Annotated in this window: 18 protein-coding genes and 1 riboswitch; all 18 genes read right to left on the reverse strand. The window is 37.2% G+C overall.

The genetic code is table 11. The annotated features are described in order from the left end of the window. Nucleotides 1-1,125 (reverse strand): TonB-dependent receptor (locus tag AT685_RS03235; RefSeq protein WP_143713097.1); only part of this gene is annotated, 1,125 nt, incomplete at its 3' end. A 137-nt stretch (nt 1,126-1,262) separates the two neighbouring features. Continuing rightward, nucleotides 1,263-1,472: riboswitch (cobalamin riboswitch) on the reverse strand. A 54-nt stretch (nt 1,473-1,526) separates the two neighbouring features. After that, nucleotides 1,527-2,261 carry an SIR2 family NAD-dependent protein deacylase gene (locus AT685_RS03240; RefSeq protein WP_072151535.1) on the reverse strand — a complete coding sequence of 245 codons (735 nt, stop codon included), beginning with the start codon at nt 2,259-2,261 and terminating at the stop codon, nt 1,527-1,529. Nucleotides 2,262-2,361: 100 nt separating this feature from the next. Next, nucleotides 2,362-2,730 (reverse strand): sigma-54-dependent transcriptional regulator, encoded by a 369-nt coding sequence (locus tag AT685_RS03245; protein WP_072151536.1) that lies wholly within the window; start codon nt 2,728-2,730, stop codon nt 2,362-2,364. Between the two features lie 31 nt (nt 2,731-2,761). Continuing rightward, nucleotides 2,762-3,934 (reverse strand): Ig-like domain-containing protein, encoded by a 1,173-nt coding sequence (locus tag AT685_RS03250; RefSeq protein WP_072151537.1) that lies wholly within the window; start codon nt 3,932-3,934, stop codon nt 2,762-2,764. Continuing rightward, on the reverse strand, nt 3,880-4,140 hold the full coding sequence (locus tag AT685_RS03255) for a hypothetical protein (RefSeq protein WP_143713098.1): 261 nt from the start codon (nt 4,138-4,140) through the stop codon (nt 3,880-3,882). Before AT685_RS03255 ends, AT685_RS03250 begins: the two co-directional genes overlap by 55 nt. Nucleotides 4,141-4,152: 12 nt before the next feature. Then, a complete protein-coding gene (locus AT685_RS03260) occupies nt 4,153-5,376 on the reverse strand; it encodes a type II secretion system protein GspD (RefSeq protein ID WP_072150397.1) in 1,224 nt (407 codons plus the stop codon). A 12-nt stretch (nt 5,377-5,388) separates the two neighbouring features. Beyond that, nucleotides 5,389-6,270, reverse strand: coding sequence for a coiled-coil domain-containing protein (locus tag AT685_RS03265; protein ID WP_143713099.1), 882 nt, complete (start codon nt 6,268-6,270; stop codon nt 5,389-5,391). Nucleotides 6,271-6,286: 16 nt separating this feature from the next. Continuing rightward, a complete protein-coding gene (locus tag AT685_RS03270; protein WP_072151540.1) occupies nt 6,287-7,897 on the reverse strand; it encodes a hypothetical protein in 1,611 nt (536 codons plus the stop codon). Between the two features lie 20 nt (nt 7,898-7,917). Further along, nucleotides 7,918-9,162, reverse strand: coding sequence for a type IV pilus twitching motility protein PilT (locus AT685_RS03275; protein ID WP_081040562.1), 1,245 nt, complete (start codon nt 9,160-9,162; stop codon nt 7,918-7,920). A 26-nt stretch (nt 9,163-9,188) separates the two neighbouring features. Beyond that, on the reverse strand, nt 9,189-10,547 hold the full coding sequence (locus AT685_RS03280; RefSeq protein ID WP_143713100.1) for a hypothetical protein: 1,359 nt from the start codon (nt 10,545-10,547) through the stop codon (nt 9,189-9,191). Between the two features lie 13 nt (nt 10,548-10,560). Continuing rightward, a complete protein-coding gene (locus AT685_RS03285; protein WP_143713101.1) occupies nt 10,561-11,253 on the reverse strand; it encodes a hypothetical protein in 693 nt (230 codons plus the stop codon). A 21-nt stretch (nt 11,254-11,274) separates the two neighbouring features. Beyond that, entirely contained in the window at nt 11,275-11,817 is a 543-nt protein-coding gene (locus tag AT685_RS03290; protein WP_072151543.1) for a hypothetical protein, read from the reverse strand. A gap of 21 nt (nt 11,818-11,838) precedes the next feature. Beyond that, nucleotides 11,839-13,626: a GspE/PulE family protein gene (locus AT685_RS03295; protein WP_072150391.1), complete on the reverse strand. Its 1,788-nt coding sequence runs from the start codon at nt 13,624-13,626 to the stop codon at nt 11,839-11,841. A gap of 22 nt (nt 13,627-13,648) precedes the next feature. Further along, nucleotides 13,649-14,383 carry a type II secretion system F family protein gene (locus tag AT685_RS08545; protein ID WP_234696227.1) on the reverse strand — a complete coding sequence of 245 codons (735 nt, stop codon included), beginning with the start codon at nt 14,381-14,383 and terminating at the stop codon, nt 13,649-13,651. Nucleotides 14,384-14,396: 13 nt separating this feature from the next. Further along, nucleotides 14,397-15,014, reverse strand: a complete 618-nt coding sequence (locus tag AT685_RS08550; RefSeq protein ID WP_234696228.1) for a type II secretion system F family protein — start codon at nt 15,012-15,014, stop codon at nt 14,397-14,399. Nucleotides 15,015-15,102: 88 nt separating this feature from the next. Next, nucleotides 15,103-15,552, reverse strand: a complete 450-nt coding sequence (locus AT685_RS03305) for a type IV pilin protein (RefSeq protein ID WP_072151544.1) — start codon at nt 15,550-15,552, stop codon at nt 15,103-15,105. A 283-nt stretch (nt 15,553-15,835) separates the two neighbouring features. Beyond that, nucleotides 15,836-16,276 carry a DUF2269 family protein gene (locus AT685_RS03310; RefSeq protein ID WP_072212286.1) on the reverse strand — a complete coding sequence of 147 codons (441 nt, stop codon included), beginning with the start codon at nt 16,274-16,276 and terminating at the stop codon, nt 15,836-15,838. 19 nt (nt 16,277-16,295) lie between these two features. Beyond that, the gene (locus AT685_RS03315; protein WP_072150388.1) at nt 16,296-16,988 is read right to left on the reverse strand and encodes a tetratricopeptide repeat protein; all 693 of its coding nucleotides are present in this window, start codon (nt 16,986-16,988) and stop codon (nt 16,296-16,298) included. Nucleotides 16,989-17,162 lie beyond the last annotated feature (174 nt).

Below are 17,162 nucleotides of genomic sequence, written 5' to 3' on the forward strand. Positions count from 1 at the left end.
CTGATCGGAGGTGGCGTTTAGAGGTGGGCGCTCCCGTTTTCTTACACTCACTTTTAAAACGAAGGACGGAAAAGTTTTTACTTTTTTTAATGACAAATTAAAATCTTCATCAAACTGCCATGCGGTGCTTATTGGGTCAAACTTTGTAACCTGCGCTGGAATCCCACGATTTGAACGAGTGTAAAAAGCAGAAATTGAAAAATTTTGATATGAGATGTTAAGATACATATTTGAGATGTTGAAATATGCATTCCTTCTCTTCAGCGTTATGTATTTATCCGCAAGTTTGTATTTATAATTAAAGTCGCCAGAACCATAGATTTTTGAAAATGATGAAAGATAGGACAAATTTTTAAAACTACTTGAGATACCTGCGTTAAATTTTCTCAACCCGAAAGAACCAAACCCAAGATTAACTTTAACTGTTTCTTCTTCTTTTTTCGTAATGACATTGACAACTCCGCCAATTGCATCAGCTCCATAAAGTGAGGATAAATTTGAATGAATGATTTCAACTCTTTCAATTATATCAACAGGGATCAGGCTTAAATCCAGAACCCCATTTTGATAACTTGAAAACCTCATTCCATTTAAGAGAAAAACAGTATGCTCTGAACCAGTGCCACGAAGAGAAATTGTCTTTAATACAGCGGGGGTTCCTCCGTAATCTCTTATATAAATTGATGTGGCATTTTTCAATACATCGGAAAAAGAAATCGGAGAAGTTTTTTCAATTGTTTTTGAATTTATAACCTCAACTAAATTTGAAATTTCTGCTGTGTTTGCCTGATATCTTGTAGCTGTGACTGTGATCTCATTAAACTTGATGAACCAAGTTGAAAGTTGGATAAAAATAAGTGTATCTGAATGGACATTTAACTCCTTGTCAAATTGTTTGAACGAGAGATGTTTAACGGAAATTTTAACTTTTCCGGATTTGATTTTAAAATTGAAAAAACCCAACGAATCAGATATTTTACTATTTTTGAGGTCGCCCTGAATTAACTCAACGATGGCATTTTTAACTGGATTTTTACCCTCATCAACGATGTAGCCTTTTAAAATTATTTCCTGTGCAAAAATTTTTGCGGAAAGCAACAACAAGATAAATATAATTTGAGGCATAAACTTTTAAAGCCAAATTAGTTTTGAAAACAAAAAACCCAACCAACTCTCGGATAGACCCCAAGAGAAGGTTGGGTTTGAGAATTTCAAAAACTTTTCTAATGTTTTTGAATCCTCAACCTCCCCTCGGAGGTCTTGGATTCGCTGGGATTCTGGCAGGTCTCCTGGCTTTCCCGAAACTTCGGCTTGCCTTCCCATCCCATGATCTGGGACAGTGGCTTTAGCGTCAAACAAGACGCTTTGCCGAAGTTTACACTCCGGGATCACAGTTGCGGGGCAGCGCCGGACTTTCACCGGACTTCCCTTTTGACCCCTTGAAAAAGGGGACCAGAACCCCGATGTTAAAGAACAAACTTAAATCTGCGTAAAAATAATTACAATAAAAACAAAAAACAAATCTCCTACGCTTGTTCTTTTAATCTTTCAACAAGCTTTGGTAAAACTTCGCCTGACTTCCCAATTATTACCTCATCCATAAACCAGGATAGATCCGTTCTTTCAATGTTGATCTCAACGGTGTAAGCACCATTCATCTTTGCAATCTGAGGAAGCGACGCAGCTGGATAAACCACACCCGATGTTCCGATGGAGAAAAAAACATCGCAATTTGAAGCTGACTCTTCCGCCTTTTCCCACGCTTCAACTGGTAACATTTCTCCAAACCAAACAACATCTGGTCTTATCAAACCTCCACATTCACACTTTGGCACTTTCATTTCAAGAGCAAGATTTACATCGTCATATCTTTTCCCACACTTTATACAATAATTTTTTTCAATGTTCCCGTGAAGCTCAATTACATTCCTGCTCCCAGCTCTGCGATGAAGGTTATCAACATTTTGAGTTATAAGTGTAAAATTCGGGAATAGATTTTCAAGTTCAACAAGTGCATAATGTCCCGGATTTGGTTTAACATCCTGAATGAGTTTCCTTCTGTAGTTATACCACTCCCAGACAAGTTCAGGATTGCGAATGAACGCATCAAAAGTCGCAAGCTCCTCAGGTTTAAATTTTTTCCATAATCCTTCTTGTCCCCTGAATGTCGGAACCCCGCTTTCAGCTGAGATTCCCGCCCCGGTCAACACAACAACAGATTTTGCTGATTTTAACTTTTGTAATAACTTCTCAGAAAACATTTCAGTTTCTTCAAAATTTTTATTTTAAATAAAAAAACCGATCTCCCCGGGCTAAGACCCAAAGGTGAGATCGGTTAGGGGGGAAGTTCAGCTGGTTAGCTCACCTTCCAAGAGCACGGTTAATTGAAGTTAAAATATCCTCAAGATCATAAGGTTTGCTTACAAAATCAGAAGCACCAAGTTTTAACGCCTCAATTGCATTTTTCACATCTGCATACGCAGTAAGCATTATTACCTTGATCTCGGGCTTATTTTGTTTTATAAACCTTAACACTTCAAATCCATCAACTCTTGGCATTTTAATATCAAGCAAAACAACATCATAATCTTTTTGCTTTATTGCCTCAATTGCCTCATCTCCATCACCGGCTGTTTCAACTTCATAACCTTCAGCAGTGAGTTCAGAGCTTAACAAATATCTCAACGCCTCTTCATCATCAACGACAAGAACCCTTGATTTCTCTGGCATCTTAATTTCGCCTCCATTTTTTATTTTGTTTTTATCTCGCTATCCCAGAGATATTAACAGTTGCAGAACCATTTGGACCACTTGTAGAAATACGAACAAGAATAGGTCTGCGAGTAGTATCAGCCGTTGTATCCTGAATTGCAAATGAAAATCTTGTCCAGCTTCTGTCCCTTGTATCCGGCAAAGTTATATTAAGATCTCCCAGTGCTCTTATATCCTTGCCATCAATTGAAACGGAAATCGTAGTTCCACCCGCAAGCGGATTCCCATTTTGATCACTTACAATATAATTGAAAACTTGAGAGCCTAAGTTGGGAATATCAAATGTTGCTGGTTCAACAGATATTTGTGGTATTCCTGAAAATAAAACAATTGTTTCAGCTTTTATAGTATTTTGATTTTCATCTGCGGTCGTCGCAGTTATAACTGCATAACCTGGACCGAGAACTGGATGAACAGGTCTTGGCTCTGCCGAAATTAAATTAACACTACCTTGCCCTTTATCGTTAGTTAAAACAGAACCCTCAATTATACCACCTGTAGTTGTAAAATATACCGCTGTCCCCGGTTTAACTGGATTACCATATTTATCTCCAACATAAGCAGTTATCTTATTCGTAAGCCCAAAGATGTTATACCCTGGGAAATTCAACTTTTCCGGCGCTATGCTAAAATGCGCTGAATCAGGCAAACCACCATGAATTACAATCACCACAGGAAGAGATCTTACGGTTTTCGCCCCAACAAAAGATTCAGCTACAATTTGCACCACTCCCGCTTTTGTCCCACTTACAACATTTACAGAAACACGCCCTTTGCCGTCTGTTCTCGCTTTTGGAGGATATACAAATTCACCACCACCTGGACCTGAACCAATCCTGAAATTAACCTCAACCGAATGGGCAAGATCAACTGGCTTGCCACTTGAATCCTGAACCTCAAAAACAAGTTGAGCTGTCTCCACAGAACCACTTCCCTTCACACCAATGCTTTTTGATGTTTGAGACACAAGAACTATACTTGCCGCTTCACCACTAGTTGGAACTTCTGAAGTAACACGCTTCAACATCAAAGTTGGAACATCAATCGTTCTTCCAGGAACAGCCAACACTCTACTTGTATCAGGGTCATAACCTTCCTTAAATGCAACTATCTGAAGCTCGGTTTCAACATCAACTTCAAAATTAAACCGATATTTTCCCACTGAGTCAGTATAGCTATAAGCGCTGGGGTTATGCCAAGAACTCGCACAACAGCATTAGGAATTGGGGCATTTGTTGTTAACTCAAGTACTTGCCCATTTAATATAACTGTTTTTTGTTGCTTCCCCGACTCCGGTTCAACCGCTTTTTTACATCCCGAGATAATCAAAGAGAACAAAACAATGTAAATGAAGATTTTTTTCATCATAGAAACTCTGATTTATTTTTCGGGTTTTAGCTGCTTTTTATAATTTTCAAGCGCCTTCAAAAATTCCTCTCTACCTTCTTTTAATGCCGGGCGTTCGCCAACTTTGAAAGATCTTTCTTTTAACCTTTCCGCAAGAGTCGGCAGAATTTCAGCTTTCAAAAGTATTATGAGCTCTTTCTTAGTTATGGTTTTAACATCAAAACCAAATAAATATCTCAAACCGAAAAACCACCAGGGCAAATCTTTAAGTATTGGAACTCCTTCACGAGTTGTTCTTTCTTCATTTATATAAAGACCACCAATTACTGTTTCTTCTCCATCAAGTAGTAAAATTTTGGTCTGAGCGGATGATTTGTTTATCGTTATCTGCGGAGCTACACCTGCTACATTGCTTCTTTCAATGTTAAGTTCAAGTGAAATAAAATAAACAGTGTCAAACTTTATAACCTCAGGTTTAACCCTAATAATTGAACCAGTTGAATAAAACTGAGTTATAGCATTGCCAGCGAAATCTCTAACCGTAACAGAAATATCGCTTCCGACTTGAATTTGACCTTGTTCCCCCGACCTAACGGTAATTCTTGGGTTTGCGACAACCTCACCGATTTGCTGGGATTCAAGAGCTCTAAAAACAGCAACCAGACTCCCAAAATCAAGGTCGGGATTAACATCAACTGTAAATAAGCCAGTTTTACCTTCGCCAGCTGACATCGTAACCCCGACATTTACCCCTTTGCCACGGAAAAAATCCCAGCTAAAACCATACTGTCTTAATTTAGCTGCGTCAGCCTCAAAAAATACGGCTGAAATCATAACTTCTCGTGTTTCAAACTGTATTTTTGCTTTCTCTTCTTCAGTTGGAGCAGTTGGCGCCGGAGGTCCTGTAACTTCAGCAAGGGGAACAATTTTTATATAATCTGCATACTCCTCATACCAAAGCTTGTTAACTCTCAAAATCAACTCAAACGCATCAAGCCAATGCATCTTGTCAATATCAACCCCTATAGGATTTGTTCTTGATTCAGGGTCAATTATAACCTTACCCAAAAACTTCTTACTTATGTCATTAAAAATCTGAAGAGCCTGATTAAAAGGCATCGTCCTTGACATTGAAACGATTTCCTCAGGGGCAATGTAAGCCCTTCTTAATTCCCGGGGACGACCTCCAATTTGTGAAAGAGCAAAACTTGAAAAAATTGTAAATAGAAGCAATAAAATTGTTATTCTAAGTTTCATCTCACCTCTCTGTTATTTTTGTTGCTCAAACCTTAACCTCAAAACGAATTTTTCAACTATACCTGCCTTATTAAGTGTGAACTCAACCTGATTCTTTTCAATATCAATTTTCGTAACATAGCCAAGATATACTTCATCCCCTTCTTTCAAAACATGAATTTTTCCAGTATGATCAGCTACAAACGCTTTCCCAGGGATAACTGCTTTTAAGTCGGCTCTTTCAACCTCAAGCAATCCCCTCGTATTTGGTGGTAATTCCCTATAAATATAAGGCGTAAATGGGTTTTTCACCTCAGCAATGACAACATCACCAAGGGTTCTTTTTATCGGTGGCAAATCCTTAACATCAGCATAAAGGGCATGAATCTCCATCTGAAATGGAACCACAATTGAAAATTGCTTTGTTACTTCATCTCTTGTTTCAACCCCACGAAGATCAAGCCGTGCAATCCTGTAAATCTGCGGACCTCGCTCAAGATACCAGATAAACTTATAAATGTTGTCAAAAGATGCTTCCCCTTTGATATCGTAGATGTTATATCCGTATTTTTGTGCTTTCTTACTTCCCATGTAAAGCATATCAAACTTTACAAAACCAGCATAGTTCAAAATTGAATTTAGATAAGAATAGGTCATCGCCGGTGTAACATCTGGCACTATTTGCTTATCAAGTTGTGTAAGCTTTTCCTGTTCCTCTTTTATCTGCTTCTGCAAATTATATAACTCAATTTGCAATCCAGCAAGTGCATTTATCTGCTGATCTGTTCTTTGAATTTCAGCTTTTACCTCTTTTATCTTTTTAGGATAGGAGTAAATGATAAAATAAGCACCAACCGCAAGAATTATGATCAAAAAACCAAAAAGTATCAATGTATTTCTCGTCTTATATGGCAATTCCTCACCTCAAATTTTATTTTTGGGCTGATTTGACTACCTCAGGTGTTATTCTTGCTTTTATCTCAAACTGATAAACTGTTTTACCTCTTATTTCTTGAACCTGAACTTGCATTAATGTTGCATTGCTAATTGCATTTGAAAACCTTGGGATCCTGTTTCTATAAAGAGAGTATCCTTTGATTGTTATCGTATTTGGATCAGGCGCACTTATATCGGTAATCCAAATCCTTCCGATGTTTTGAGCTTCAGTGGCTATTTTTTCAAGAAACTTGCTCCATATGTCTGTGTTAACTTTCATTGAGTCAAGGACCCCAAAAGTTGATTTATAGTAAGCCAACCTCTGCCTTGCCATGTCAACTTGCTGTTGTAAACCTTGAAGTTCAGCAAGCTCCGACCTTTTCCTCTGAAGTTCACTTTGAATTTCTGAAAGACTTCTGTTAAGCTGAGCTATTCTCGTTGTTATCTGGAAGGTTAAAAGAGGTATCAAAATTAAAAACAGCCATCCGAGGAGCCCGAGTTTGAAAACTTTTTGACCTTCACGAACCTCAAAAGGAGTTAAATCAATTGCATATAAGTCTTTTCTTTCAATCTCAAGGGTTCTCCACGCTGAACCAATAGCCACAGCAACCCTCGGCAAACTTTCAATAAGCAATGGGTCAGCCCCATCCGGGGATAAATTTGGAAATTTAATATAATCAATACTTACATCCTCCGGAAACATTTGCTCAAGAACTTCTTTAACTCCAGCTGATTGAGCCTCACCAGCAAGGATTATGTTATTTATAACACGCAAGCCAAGGTTATCCTGCTCAAGCATTAATCTGCTGTAAACCGTATTTGCGATATTATATGAATCAACACCCTCACCTATCGGTGGAGAAATGTGATAAAGCTCATTACCTTTCAAAAAGATAAATCTGCTGAATTCATGACCGATGTAAATTATTACCGTGATCGCATTTTGATTAAACTTATAATTTAACTTGACAAGGTTTACAAGCGATAGCTCGGGAGTTTCAATAAATGAAATTTTTGGAATTCTTCCACCAATTGACTTTTTAACACTGTCAAGCAGGTCAATCAATGCGATTCTTGAATCCCGAACCATCGCAATTATAGAACCATCTGAAAACTCAAGGTAATTAACAGCATCTGGCTTAAGCGGTTCCCCCGCCCTTTCTTTTGATATCTCCTCAATTATCTTTTCTTTTAATTTATTCCCTTTCAATCCCCAGTTTGATTCAAAATTAGCATAGTAAACATATGGCTCCGGAATTGAAATAGCAAGTTTATATTTTCTCTTTGGATATTTGCTCAAAACTCCAATAATAATTGAAGCATTATCCTGAGCCCCACGCCCTGTTTCAGTTAAAAGAAGATCCTGAGCTGAGGTTTCAGATGTTATATCTATGGGAGTCATTTCAGAGATAGAAGTTGGCTCAATTTGTTCAAACACTTGAGTCCCAACTGATGTTGCTTCAAGCTTTGTTGCAAGGTTAACTATCTGAGCGTCAACAAACCTTATTTTCTTCCCAGATCTTGCAAGACAAGCAACTTGAAGAGATAAACCATCAATGAAAACCCCAACCGCGAGCTTACCCGAAAATTTTTTGTTTTTTGGCATCGCAATATAATCTTAAGTTTTTAAGCTGCCTGCAAAAGTTGCTGCATCCTTCGCTTATTATTTGCAAAATTAATAGCGGTTTCAAGAGAAATCTTCCTCTCAAGATAAAGCCTCCTTAAATCCTGCTCCATTGTTATCATACCATACTCAGCACCTTCAGCTATCATCTGATAGATTTCACCAGTGTTATTATTTTTTATCGCAGCCCTTATTGACGGCGTCATAACCATTATCTCCTTAGCAAGAACCCTTTTCCCATCTAAACTTGGAACAAGCTTTTGCGAAATCACACACCTCAAAATATCCGCTAATCTATTTCTAACTCTCTCTTGTTCAATTGGGGGAACCTCACCTATGATTCTGTCAATACTTTCAATCGCTGAAGATGTATGAAGTGTTGACAAAACTTTATGTCCACTATCAGCAACTTCAAGCGCAGCCATTATCGTGTCTGGATCTCTCATCTCACCAATTATAATTATATCTGGATCCTGACGCAATGCTTCTATCGTCCCCTGTTTAAATGACATCGTATCCCTCCCTACTTCCCTATGGCGAATTATACAACGCTTTGATTCATGAACATATTCAACAGGCGATGCTATTATGATTATATGTCCATCAACCGTTCTGTTATTAAGGTCAACAATTGCGTCAAGCGTTGTGCTTTTACCTGAACCAGTTATTCCAGTAACAAGAATTAAACCCTCTTTTGTATACTGCAAACTTAATATCCTTGTCACATTTGGGTGAAAACCGTAACTTTCATATGGTCTTATTTGCGTGTTAATAGCTCTCATATTCAAAGCAAGGTCATCAAGATCAAAGTAAGCATCCGCACGATAGCGGTATATTGTCCCATTTTCATCTCTAAATGTATATGAGAAATCAAGATTCCTATTTTCATAAAGATATTCTCTTTGCTTTTCCATTAGCAAACTTTGAATTAAGATATTAAACTCATCAATTTCATAAGTTCCAAATTCTGGAATCGGTTTCTTGGCACCATGAATCCTAAGCCAAACCATTTTCTTTGAACCCCATCCCCCAAAGTCTATATCCGAAGCTTCAACTTCTCTCATTCGCAAAAGAAACATATTTATTAGGTTTCTTAAAACAAGCTTCTGTGCCTCGGGCATCTTTTTTATTAGCTCGTTACCAATATACATCTGCTTCTCAATGCTAAAAAGTGTAATAGGAATTTTCGCAGCAAGTGAACTTAACATCTCTTTCGCTTCCCTTACAAGTTGCAGATTTACAGGCATAACCTAAATCTTATTTTTAGTTTTTTTCATTCCCACCATGAAATCAATTGCAGTTGTCTTATACCACGATAATTTACAAGTGGATAATACGGTGGTGCCTTATCCCTAAATCTTGGATCATACCTATACCTTTTGCTAAAGCCATTTTGAATTATTCCACTACCACCTGCAAATTGTCCAACAGGTCCTCTTTCTTCTTGACATATACTTCCTGTTAAATAAATCGCCCCGGAAGGTGGTCTCTTATTCCAATTCTCAGCGATGAAATTGCGATCGTTCGCACCACCGTCCCAAGCCATAATAGCTGCTTGAATAATAACATCATTTTGGTTTGGATCGCTATCAGCTATAATAACATTTCTGTAGGAAACAAGACCGAGAAAATCATCAGAGTTGGGATTAACATTGGGATCATCCGCATATTTTAAATCATCCCAAATTCTTATGTTTCCATCCGCTAAAATTGTCAATTGACCATTTAAAGTACCTTCAACAACAACTTCACCTCTAACCCAAATAACCCCCGTGCTACTTAATTCTGAAACTCTTGCCACCGTATCAGGTGGAGATAAAATTGGAACTTGCCTTGTTCTACTATACTGCCCCGTCCCTATATTTTGTGTTTCCCAACCTGTTATGTTTCGTTTCACAACCTTACCATTAGGTAAAAATTTAAGATAAACCGATTGATTAAAAACTCCCCCACCGTTTATCGCCGCTGTTTTAGTCCTTGTCATATCCACTGGTATCTCGGCATAAATCCCAACTTCCCAGCCACCGTAAAATTTTGCTTTATTTCTGTTTGAAGTAGGTTGAGGATTTATCCCCAAATATGCTGTAACCTTATCATAAAAAACAGGGGAGCCATATGTATGTAAAACTCCATTTGTATGGACAGGTCCCCAAACAGTATCACCATTTATCCAATAAACTGGGGCACCTTGATAAAATTCAGTTCCAGTAAACCAGAAATATTTTGATGCAGGAGTTACAGGTCCACTTGAATACACAAAATAAGCAAAAGAAGAATCTTCAATCTTATAAGGCTTTTTATACTTCGCATAATAAGTATCAACGAAAGCATATCCCCACGCTCTAACGCTTAACCTAACGACAGAATCGGGTATAACTGTATGGATCCTGACAAGTGCAGTGCAATTGTTCATTATAACATTGAAACTTGAACCTACTAATGTAGCATCTTTCCATAACCTGCTTACTCCTATATTCATCGCACTTACTGCTGTCTCATGAACAAGGGTCTTTGAATAGTAATAACTAAAACTATCGGTTGCAGAGATCACAGCCCGAGTTAAACGAATGTGATAAATTGAAAATGCTGTCATAAAACCTATCAAAATCAGTAAAGATGTCTTACCAAACATAAACCTTTACCTCCTATCTTCTCAAATTCTTTGATACCAATCTTGTCTGTCTCCAAAATGATGTCCTTAGCAAACGCCTCAGCTCTTTTTTCCTAAACTCTTGATCCTGAATACTTGAAACCTCCTTCCTAACAAGCTCGGGTGATAAAATAACACGCGGATTAAAAGCAGTTAAAGTAACTTCTACCATCTTTGAAGCAACAAGCTCAGCCCCAGGGTCTACTGGGTTACCCACTTGGTCAAGATATCTAAAAACTCTCGCATTGCCAATCCTACCAATATCGGTAGATGAAACACCTTCACCTGTTATCTTTAAAATTCTTGTGACCTTATACATCCTTAAAACCGTATCACCGTAATCAATTGTTTCTGCAAGAGTTACAACATATTCAATTGTGTCCGGTATATTATCCCTGTGTGGAATTAAATGTCCAAAGTAGTCAAAATCGCGATTTAACTGAGCAATAAATTTCAAGTGATTTGGTTGAGCTATAAACAAAACTTGATCTCCCTCCGGGATTCCATACCCCATTTTTCTTAAATCGTATTCAATCGTGCTTGACATGTTCATTAAATTCATCTGAATGATAGCATCGGAATTATAATTCAAAAATTCCCTCGTTCCTGTATCCGTTACCGTGATTGTAATAAGTAAAATTGCTCCACCTACTATCATTGCCATTATGTAGTCCAGAAGCGAACTCATATAAATTGATAACCCTTAAAGTTAATTGTAAAACCAATAACTATAAACGAAACTGATTTTAATCGTATCTTTTATTTTCCCACCCGCTGTTTCACGATAGATCAGTGGTGGCTCGTAATTATCCGTAACAAACACCGTCATCCTTTTATGAAATGTTCTATATGAGACAGGAACAACCCTTCCACCTGAAAGGTCAACATATTCCACTTTAAATGAAACTCTATAGATAACGCTGCTTTTCCCTGTGTCAATTTTGACGATGTTATTATAGTCATCAAAATCATTTATTTGCATTGAATCAGTGGGTTCAAACCCAAGTTCTAAAGGATGCGTAAATGTATTTGGGTCTGTCTTAGCGGTATTGTTTGAATCTGCAACCGCTTCATCAAAATAATATTGCGTCGCCTGTTGTATATAAGATGTTGCAATAGAAAGAGCCTCAAGACGATAGCGATTTTGAGCTAATGATATATCATGACTTGAAAGCCCACGGTTTATGTTCAAAACAGCAAGCGAAAGTAAAGCCAAAGCAAGTATTGTTATTAATGTTTGTCCTGTGCCCATAAAAATTTCGCTCTTTGATGTTTAATCCTCTGTTGTCGCATGAGCAACTTCTTCAAGAGTTGTAAGTCCTTGTTTTATTCTTTCTCTACCAGCTGCTCTTAATGTAAGCATGCCATCCTTAATAGCTTGCTCCCTTATCGCCTCTTCATCAATGTCCTTTCCTGTTTTGAAAATTAACCTTCTTATTTCTTTCGTAAAATAAAGTGCCTCATGAATTGCTATCCTTCCTTTATATCCACCATGGCATTGATCACACCCAACAGCTTCATAAAAAACAGTATTCTTAATTTCCTCCTCCGTAAATCCTAAACTTAACGGAATAGCTGGATCAATATCTTCTATCGGTCTTTTACATTTCTCGCATAGCTTACGAATCAATCTTTGAGCAATTATTATGTTTATAGCGTATGCGATAAGAAATGTCTCAATTCCCATTTTATACAATCTTGATATAGCGCTTGGAGCATCATTTGTGTGAAGAGTTGAAAATGTTAAGTGTCCTGTATTTGCCAGCTTAATTGCAATTTCGGCGGTCTCTTTATCTCTTATCTCACCAACCATAACTACATCTGGGTCATGACGCAAAATCGCTCTCAATGCTTGCTCAAAGTTCATCTTTGGTCCTATCTTTAACTGCCTCGCTCCAGGGATTATATATTCAACCGGATCTTCAACGGTTAGAACATTTATCTCTGGTTTTATGATATAATGTAAAGCCGCCATCAATGTTGTTGATTTACCACTTCCAGTTGGACCGGTCACTATTACCATTCCTTGGGGCTTTGAAATCGCTTTTATGAAAAATTCCTTAGCTTTACCTTGAAAACCAAGTTTATCAAGGTCAGTTATAACCTTTCTATCATCAAGAACTCTTATAACGATACTTTCAAATTTATACTGAAACTCCTTACCAACTATTGGAAGAACGGAAACCCTATATCTTATCATATGCCCGTCAACTTTTCGCTGGATAAAACCATCTTGTGCCATTTCACGCTCAAATCTGTCAACATTTTTTGATCTATCTTTAACAACAGCCGCTATTGCCTCAGGTCTTATCCCTTCCTGAACATGCCACAATCTTAACTTTCCATCAATTCTGAAATGAATTTCGGTTGTCCTTGAATCCTTTGGAATTATGTGAATATCACTTGCACCTTTTCTCACCGCTTCAACAAGCATACCCTCAACGAGATTAACAAGCATACTTTTGTTAATTTCCGCTTCAATCGCAGCCTCATCAAGCGTTTCTTCTTCAAGTTCATCCTCAGTTATTTCAATTTTTGATTCTTCAAGGACTTTTAGAAACTCGTTTTCTGGCGGGAAAACTTTATCAAAAAGATTTTGCATATCTTTTAGTCTAACATAGCACACCTCATATCTTTTCGCACCGAGTGCTCTGGCAATTAAAGGTATACTTCTGCTTGTAGGGTCAGCAGATATAAGGATAAGTTTATCGGGTCTTTGTTCATCATACTTCAAAGGTAAAATTTTTTCCGCTCTCATTTGCTCCTTCAACGCTTGGGGAAGTGGCTCAACAAGTTTTTTTATGAAATCGGTTCTATTTTTATCAATGTTCTCATCCGCAAGATAAATCTCCCTAAACCCATAAAGGTTTGCAACCTCTTTAAACACACTATCATGATCAATCCCAAAATCAGTCACAAGAATTTGAGCCAAACTTCTTCTTGTCTTTGAATCTTCCTGCTCTTTGATCCTTAAAGCTCTCTCAAGCGTCTCATAGTCAATTATCCCCTTCTTTAAAAGCGTATAACCCAGTTTATCTGTAATATCTACTCCGATTGTCATTTGACATCACCTCAAAAATTTTTTAAAAAATTTGAAATGGAAGTATTATTGTATACGGCGTCTTCGGCTTGACCATCGCTGTCTCGGAAGACACAAGAGTTAAAAGCGTCATCACAATCATTATGATCATCGCAATTACAAGCTGAATGAAATCAACGGCATTTTTAAGTTTATAAACTGTTTCCTTCTCATAATAATTTGCAATTTGAAGTGCTGTCTGTTTAACTGTTCCTGTTTCTGCCCCCGAATGAAATCTGGCAAGCGCTGTCTTAGTGAAAACCCCAGTCGCTTCAAATGCTTCTACAAGTCCTTTACCCTGACTTAACATCATTGGTATAGCTATCGTCTTTATCTGATGTTCCATATATTTATTCCCACAAGCCTCTGCTGCAAGGCGAATTGCGTCAATGTTCTCCCCCGACCCCGCATATAAAGCATAAAAAACCCTGCAGAAAATTTCTATCGTTGTTTTGTGAATTAATGGACCAAGAACTGGAATCTTTATGATATATTTATCACGCAAAAATTGCCCCCTCGGAGTTCTAATGAAATAAATAAAAGCAAATACAATCGCAGCTGAAATAAGTAAAATATAAGTCATATTATCAAGTAAAAAACGGCTAAGTTTCAAAGTCGCCGCTGTCATAGGTGGAAGCTCGGTTCCAAGTTTAAGGAAAAGCTCAGCGGTCTCCGGGAAAATATAAGCAACATAGAAGATAACCGCGATAAATAAAACAATTAATGTAAACACAGGCATTATCAATGCACTTTTAAGATTCTTTTTTAAATTCAGCATTTCTTTCAAGAAACTTAGCCGTGCTTTCATAAATATCAGCCATATTTCCACTTTTTGACGCAAGCCCGAGCATTCTCGCTGTAAACTTACCAAGCGCTTTTTCTTGCTTTAAAAACGCCTCCTCGCTATCTTTACCCTGACGCAAATCATTGTTTATCTCTCTTAAAGCCTCTCTTAATGTTGGATGTTGTACATCGTTTATCAAAAGCTGAAGAACTTCATTATAAGGTAATTTTTCCCTTAACAAATCTGCACTTACCCGAACAAATGTGACTATTTCTGTCTCCGGTGGTTTAAATTTAAAATCAAGAACTTTTGGTTGAATGCTTACAACTTTATACCCAAGTTTTTCAAGTGCCTGTTTTACCTCTTCCTTTGTAAATGCTTTCTGCTCACCTGTTATCGGTTTTTCACTATCACGCTGAACCTTATAAATAAATGTTTTTCTCTTTTGAATCCTTGTTACCTTTATTTTCCTCTGTTCAGCAAGCTGTTTAATCTTTTTCTTTGCTTCAGCAAGGCTATCAGCAGATATTATACCTTGAACAGGTCGCCCCGTCAATGTCACTCCCTCAAAACGATAATCAGGCAAATTTTTATCACCTCCTTGGTGACAAAGCTTTTAAAAACACTGGGGATACCTACCAGGCATCCCCAGAAACTTAGACTAAAATTAAAAATTATTGTGGTGTCCAGCCACTCAAAGTTCCATATCCTTTGGTTGCATCGCTCGTTGTAAGACCAGTTGCGGTACCTTGATAAATTCTACTTTTATCAGCATCTACACAATCAATAGATGCAACAAAAGCGGTTCCAACCCTCTCTTTACCAAGAGCGTGAATAACGATCTTTTGATCACCTGTCAAAATTTCAACTCTGTAACTACCATTAGCATTACCAGTATCAAGCGGGCTTAAAGCAAAATTAGCAAAGCTATTTCCACCACCGCCAAGCTCAACTGGCGTTCTGTAATATCTCTGTGCCTTTGAAGCAAGATTTGCAAGGTCACTTGCAACAGCGCTTCTGTTGGCGTCAACTGCACTGCTCTTGAACATTGAAATTCCAACAGCAATTGCGATTCCAACTATGATGACGCCAAGGACGATGAGTAAAAGTTGCTGCTGACCCATAATAATTACCTCCTGAATTTAGTTTTTAATTTAGTTTTTGTTGGACATATTTTCTATCGCATACAAAATTCAAATTACAAAACCACCTAAAGAACCTACTCACACTAAAGATAAACTTATATTTTGTAAAAGTCAAGCATTTCAACAATAAATCAATAAATTTTATGCCATAAATCACACTTTAAAAATTCATTAAAAATCAAAACGACCTAAAGATAAATCTTTACCTTTTTCCATTTGACCTTGAAATTTTTACAAGATATCCTTGTAACATTTTGTTACATTAAAATGGTCTAAAAACCGCAAGAAAAACTATCAGAATAAATATAATAAGGTTCAAACGAGAATAAACTTTGATGATTTTGTTCACCTTTACCATTTCATCAACTGGAGTCTGACCTTCACTTAAAAGTTTCTCCCGCTTTGAAATATATTTTACGCCTACGAAAACACCCGAAATAACGAACCATATAAACAAAATTACCTTAACAATCAACCACCCTTGTATATTTCCGATGACAAACCAATTATAAATTCCAGTAATTAAAGCCAGAAGTCCACCATTGCGAGCAATATTTGAAAATTTTAAGGACAATTTATGTAGGCTCAAAGTCATTTCCCTTCCAAAGGCTGACTCAATCATTGAAAAACCAAAAACTGAAACCGCAATTAGCATGGCTGATAAAATGTGAAGAAAAAATGAAATCTTTGAAAGAAGTTCCATAAATTTTACCGCGCTTAGTTTATTCGTTTTTTAGCGATGCGATGTAAATTTCAACATCACGAATTTTTGTGAAGTTAGGATATTCCTTCTTTATTCTTTCATACATGCGAAGTGCCTTTTCCCTTTCCCCGGCAAGTTTATAATTTCTCCCTGCGTTGTAAAGGTATTCAGGAATGAGTATATTCTCTTTGAATTTTTGCGATGCCTTTTCAAAATATTCACCCGCTTTTTTATATTCCCCTTTTATCTCGTACACTGATGCAATCCCAGCAAGGGATGCTGAAAGCAAAAGTTTATCGTTGCCGTCATATTTTTTGAAATACTTTAAAGCGTTATCATAATCACCAAGCATAAAGTAAGCATTTGCAAGATAATATGTTGCTATTTCCCCTGCGTCCGTTCCGCCGTAATTTTCAACAATATATTTTAACCCCTGTATATTTCGTTGTGGGATTCCATCAATTGCAGTTTTGTAATCACCATTATCGTAGTAGGTTATAATTCTTGAAAAAAGCACCTCAGCTCTTTCATTTTCAGCCTTCACATTGTTTCTGTAAATAATTACACCAGCAACGAGAATGATTATGCCTGTTAAGACATAACTTAAAATCTTTCTGTTTTTCTCAACGAACTCACGGGCTTTGTAGTAAGTCAAAACAAGCTTATCCTCTTTCAGTTCTTGTTTTTTTATTTTTTTCCTTGGCTTAAGCATGCTTGTATTTTTTTTGTTTTCGCTGAAAATTTTTTTAAATATGCGAAATTTTATAAAGAAAACAAAAGATTTACTTCAATGCTTTTATAACGCCATCAGAGAAAATTGGCAAAATAGGTATTGAATCAATTGATGAAGCAACTTTTAAGTCCTCTTCAAACCCAAGTTCAATCA

This window comes from Candidatus Kryptobacter tengchongensis (genome assembly GCF_001458555.1).
Classification (GTDB): Bacteria; Bacteroidota; Ignavibacteria; order Kryptoniales; family Kryptoniaceae; genus Kryptonium; species Kryptonium tengchongense.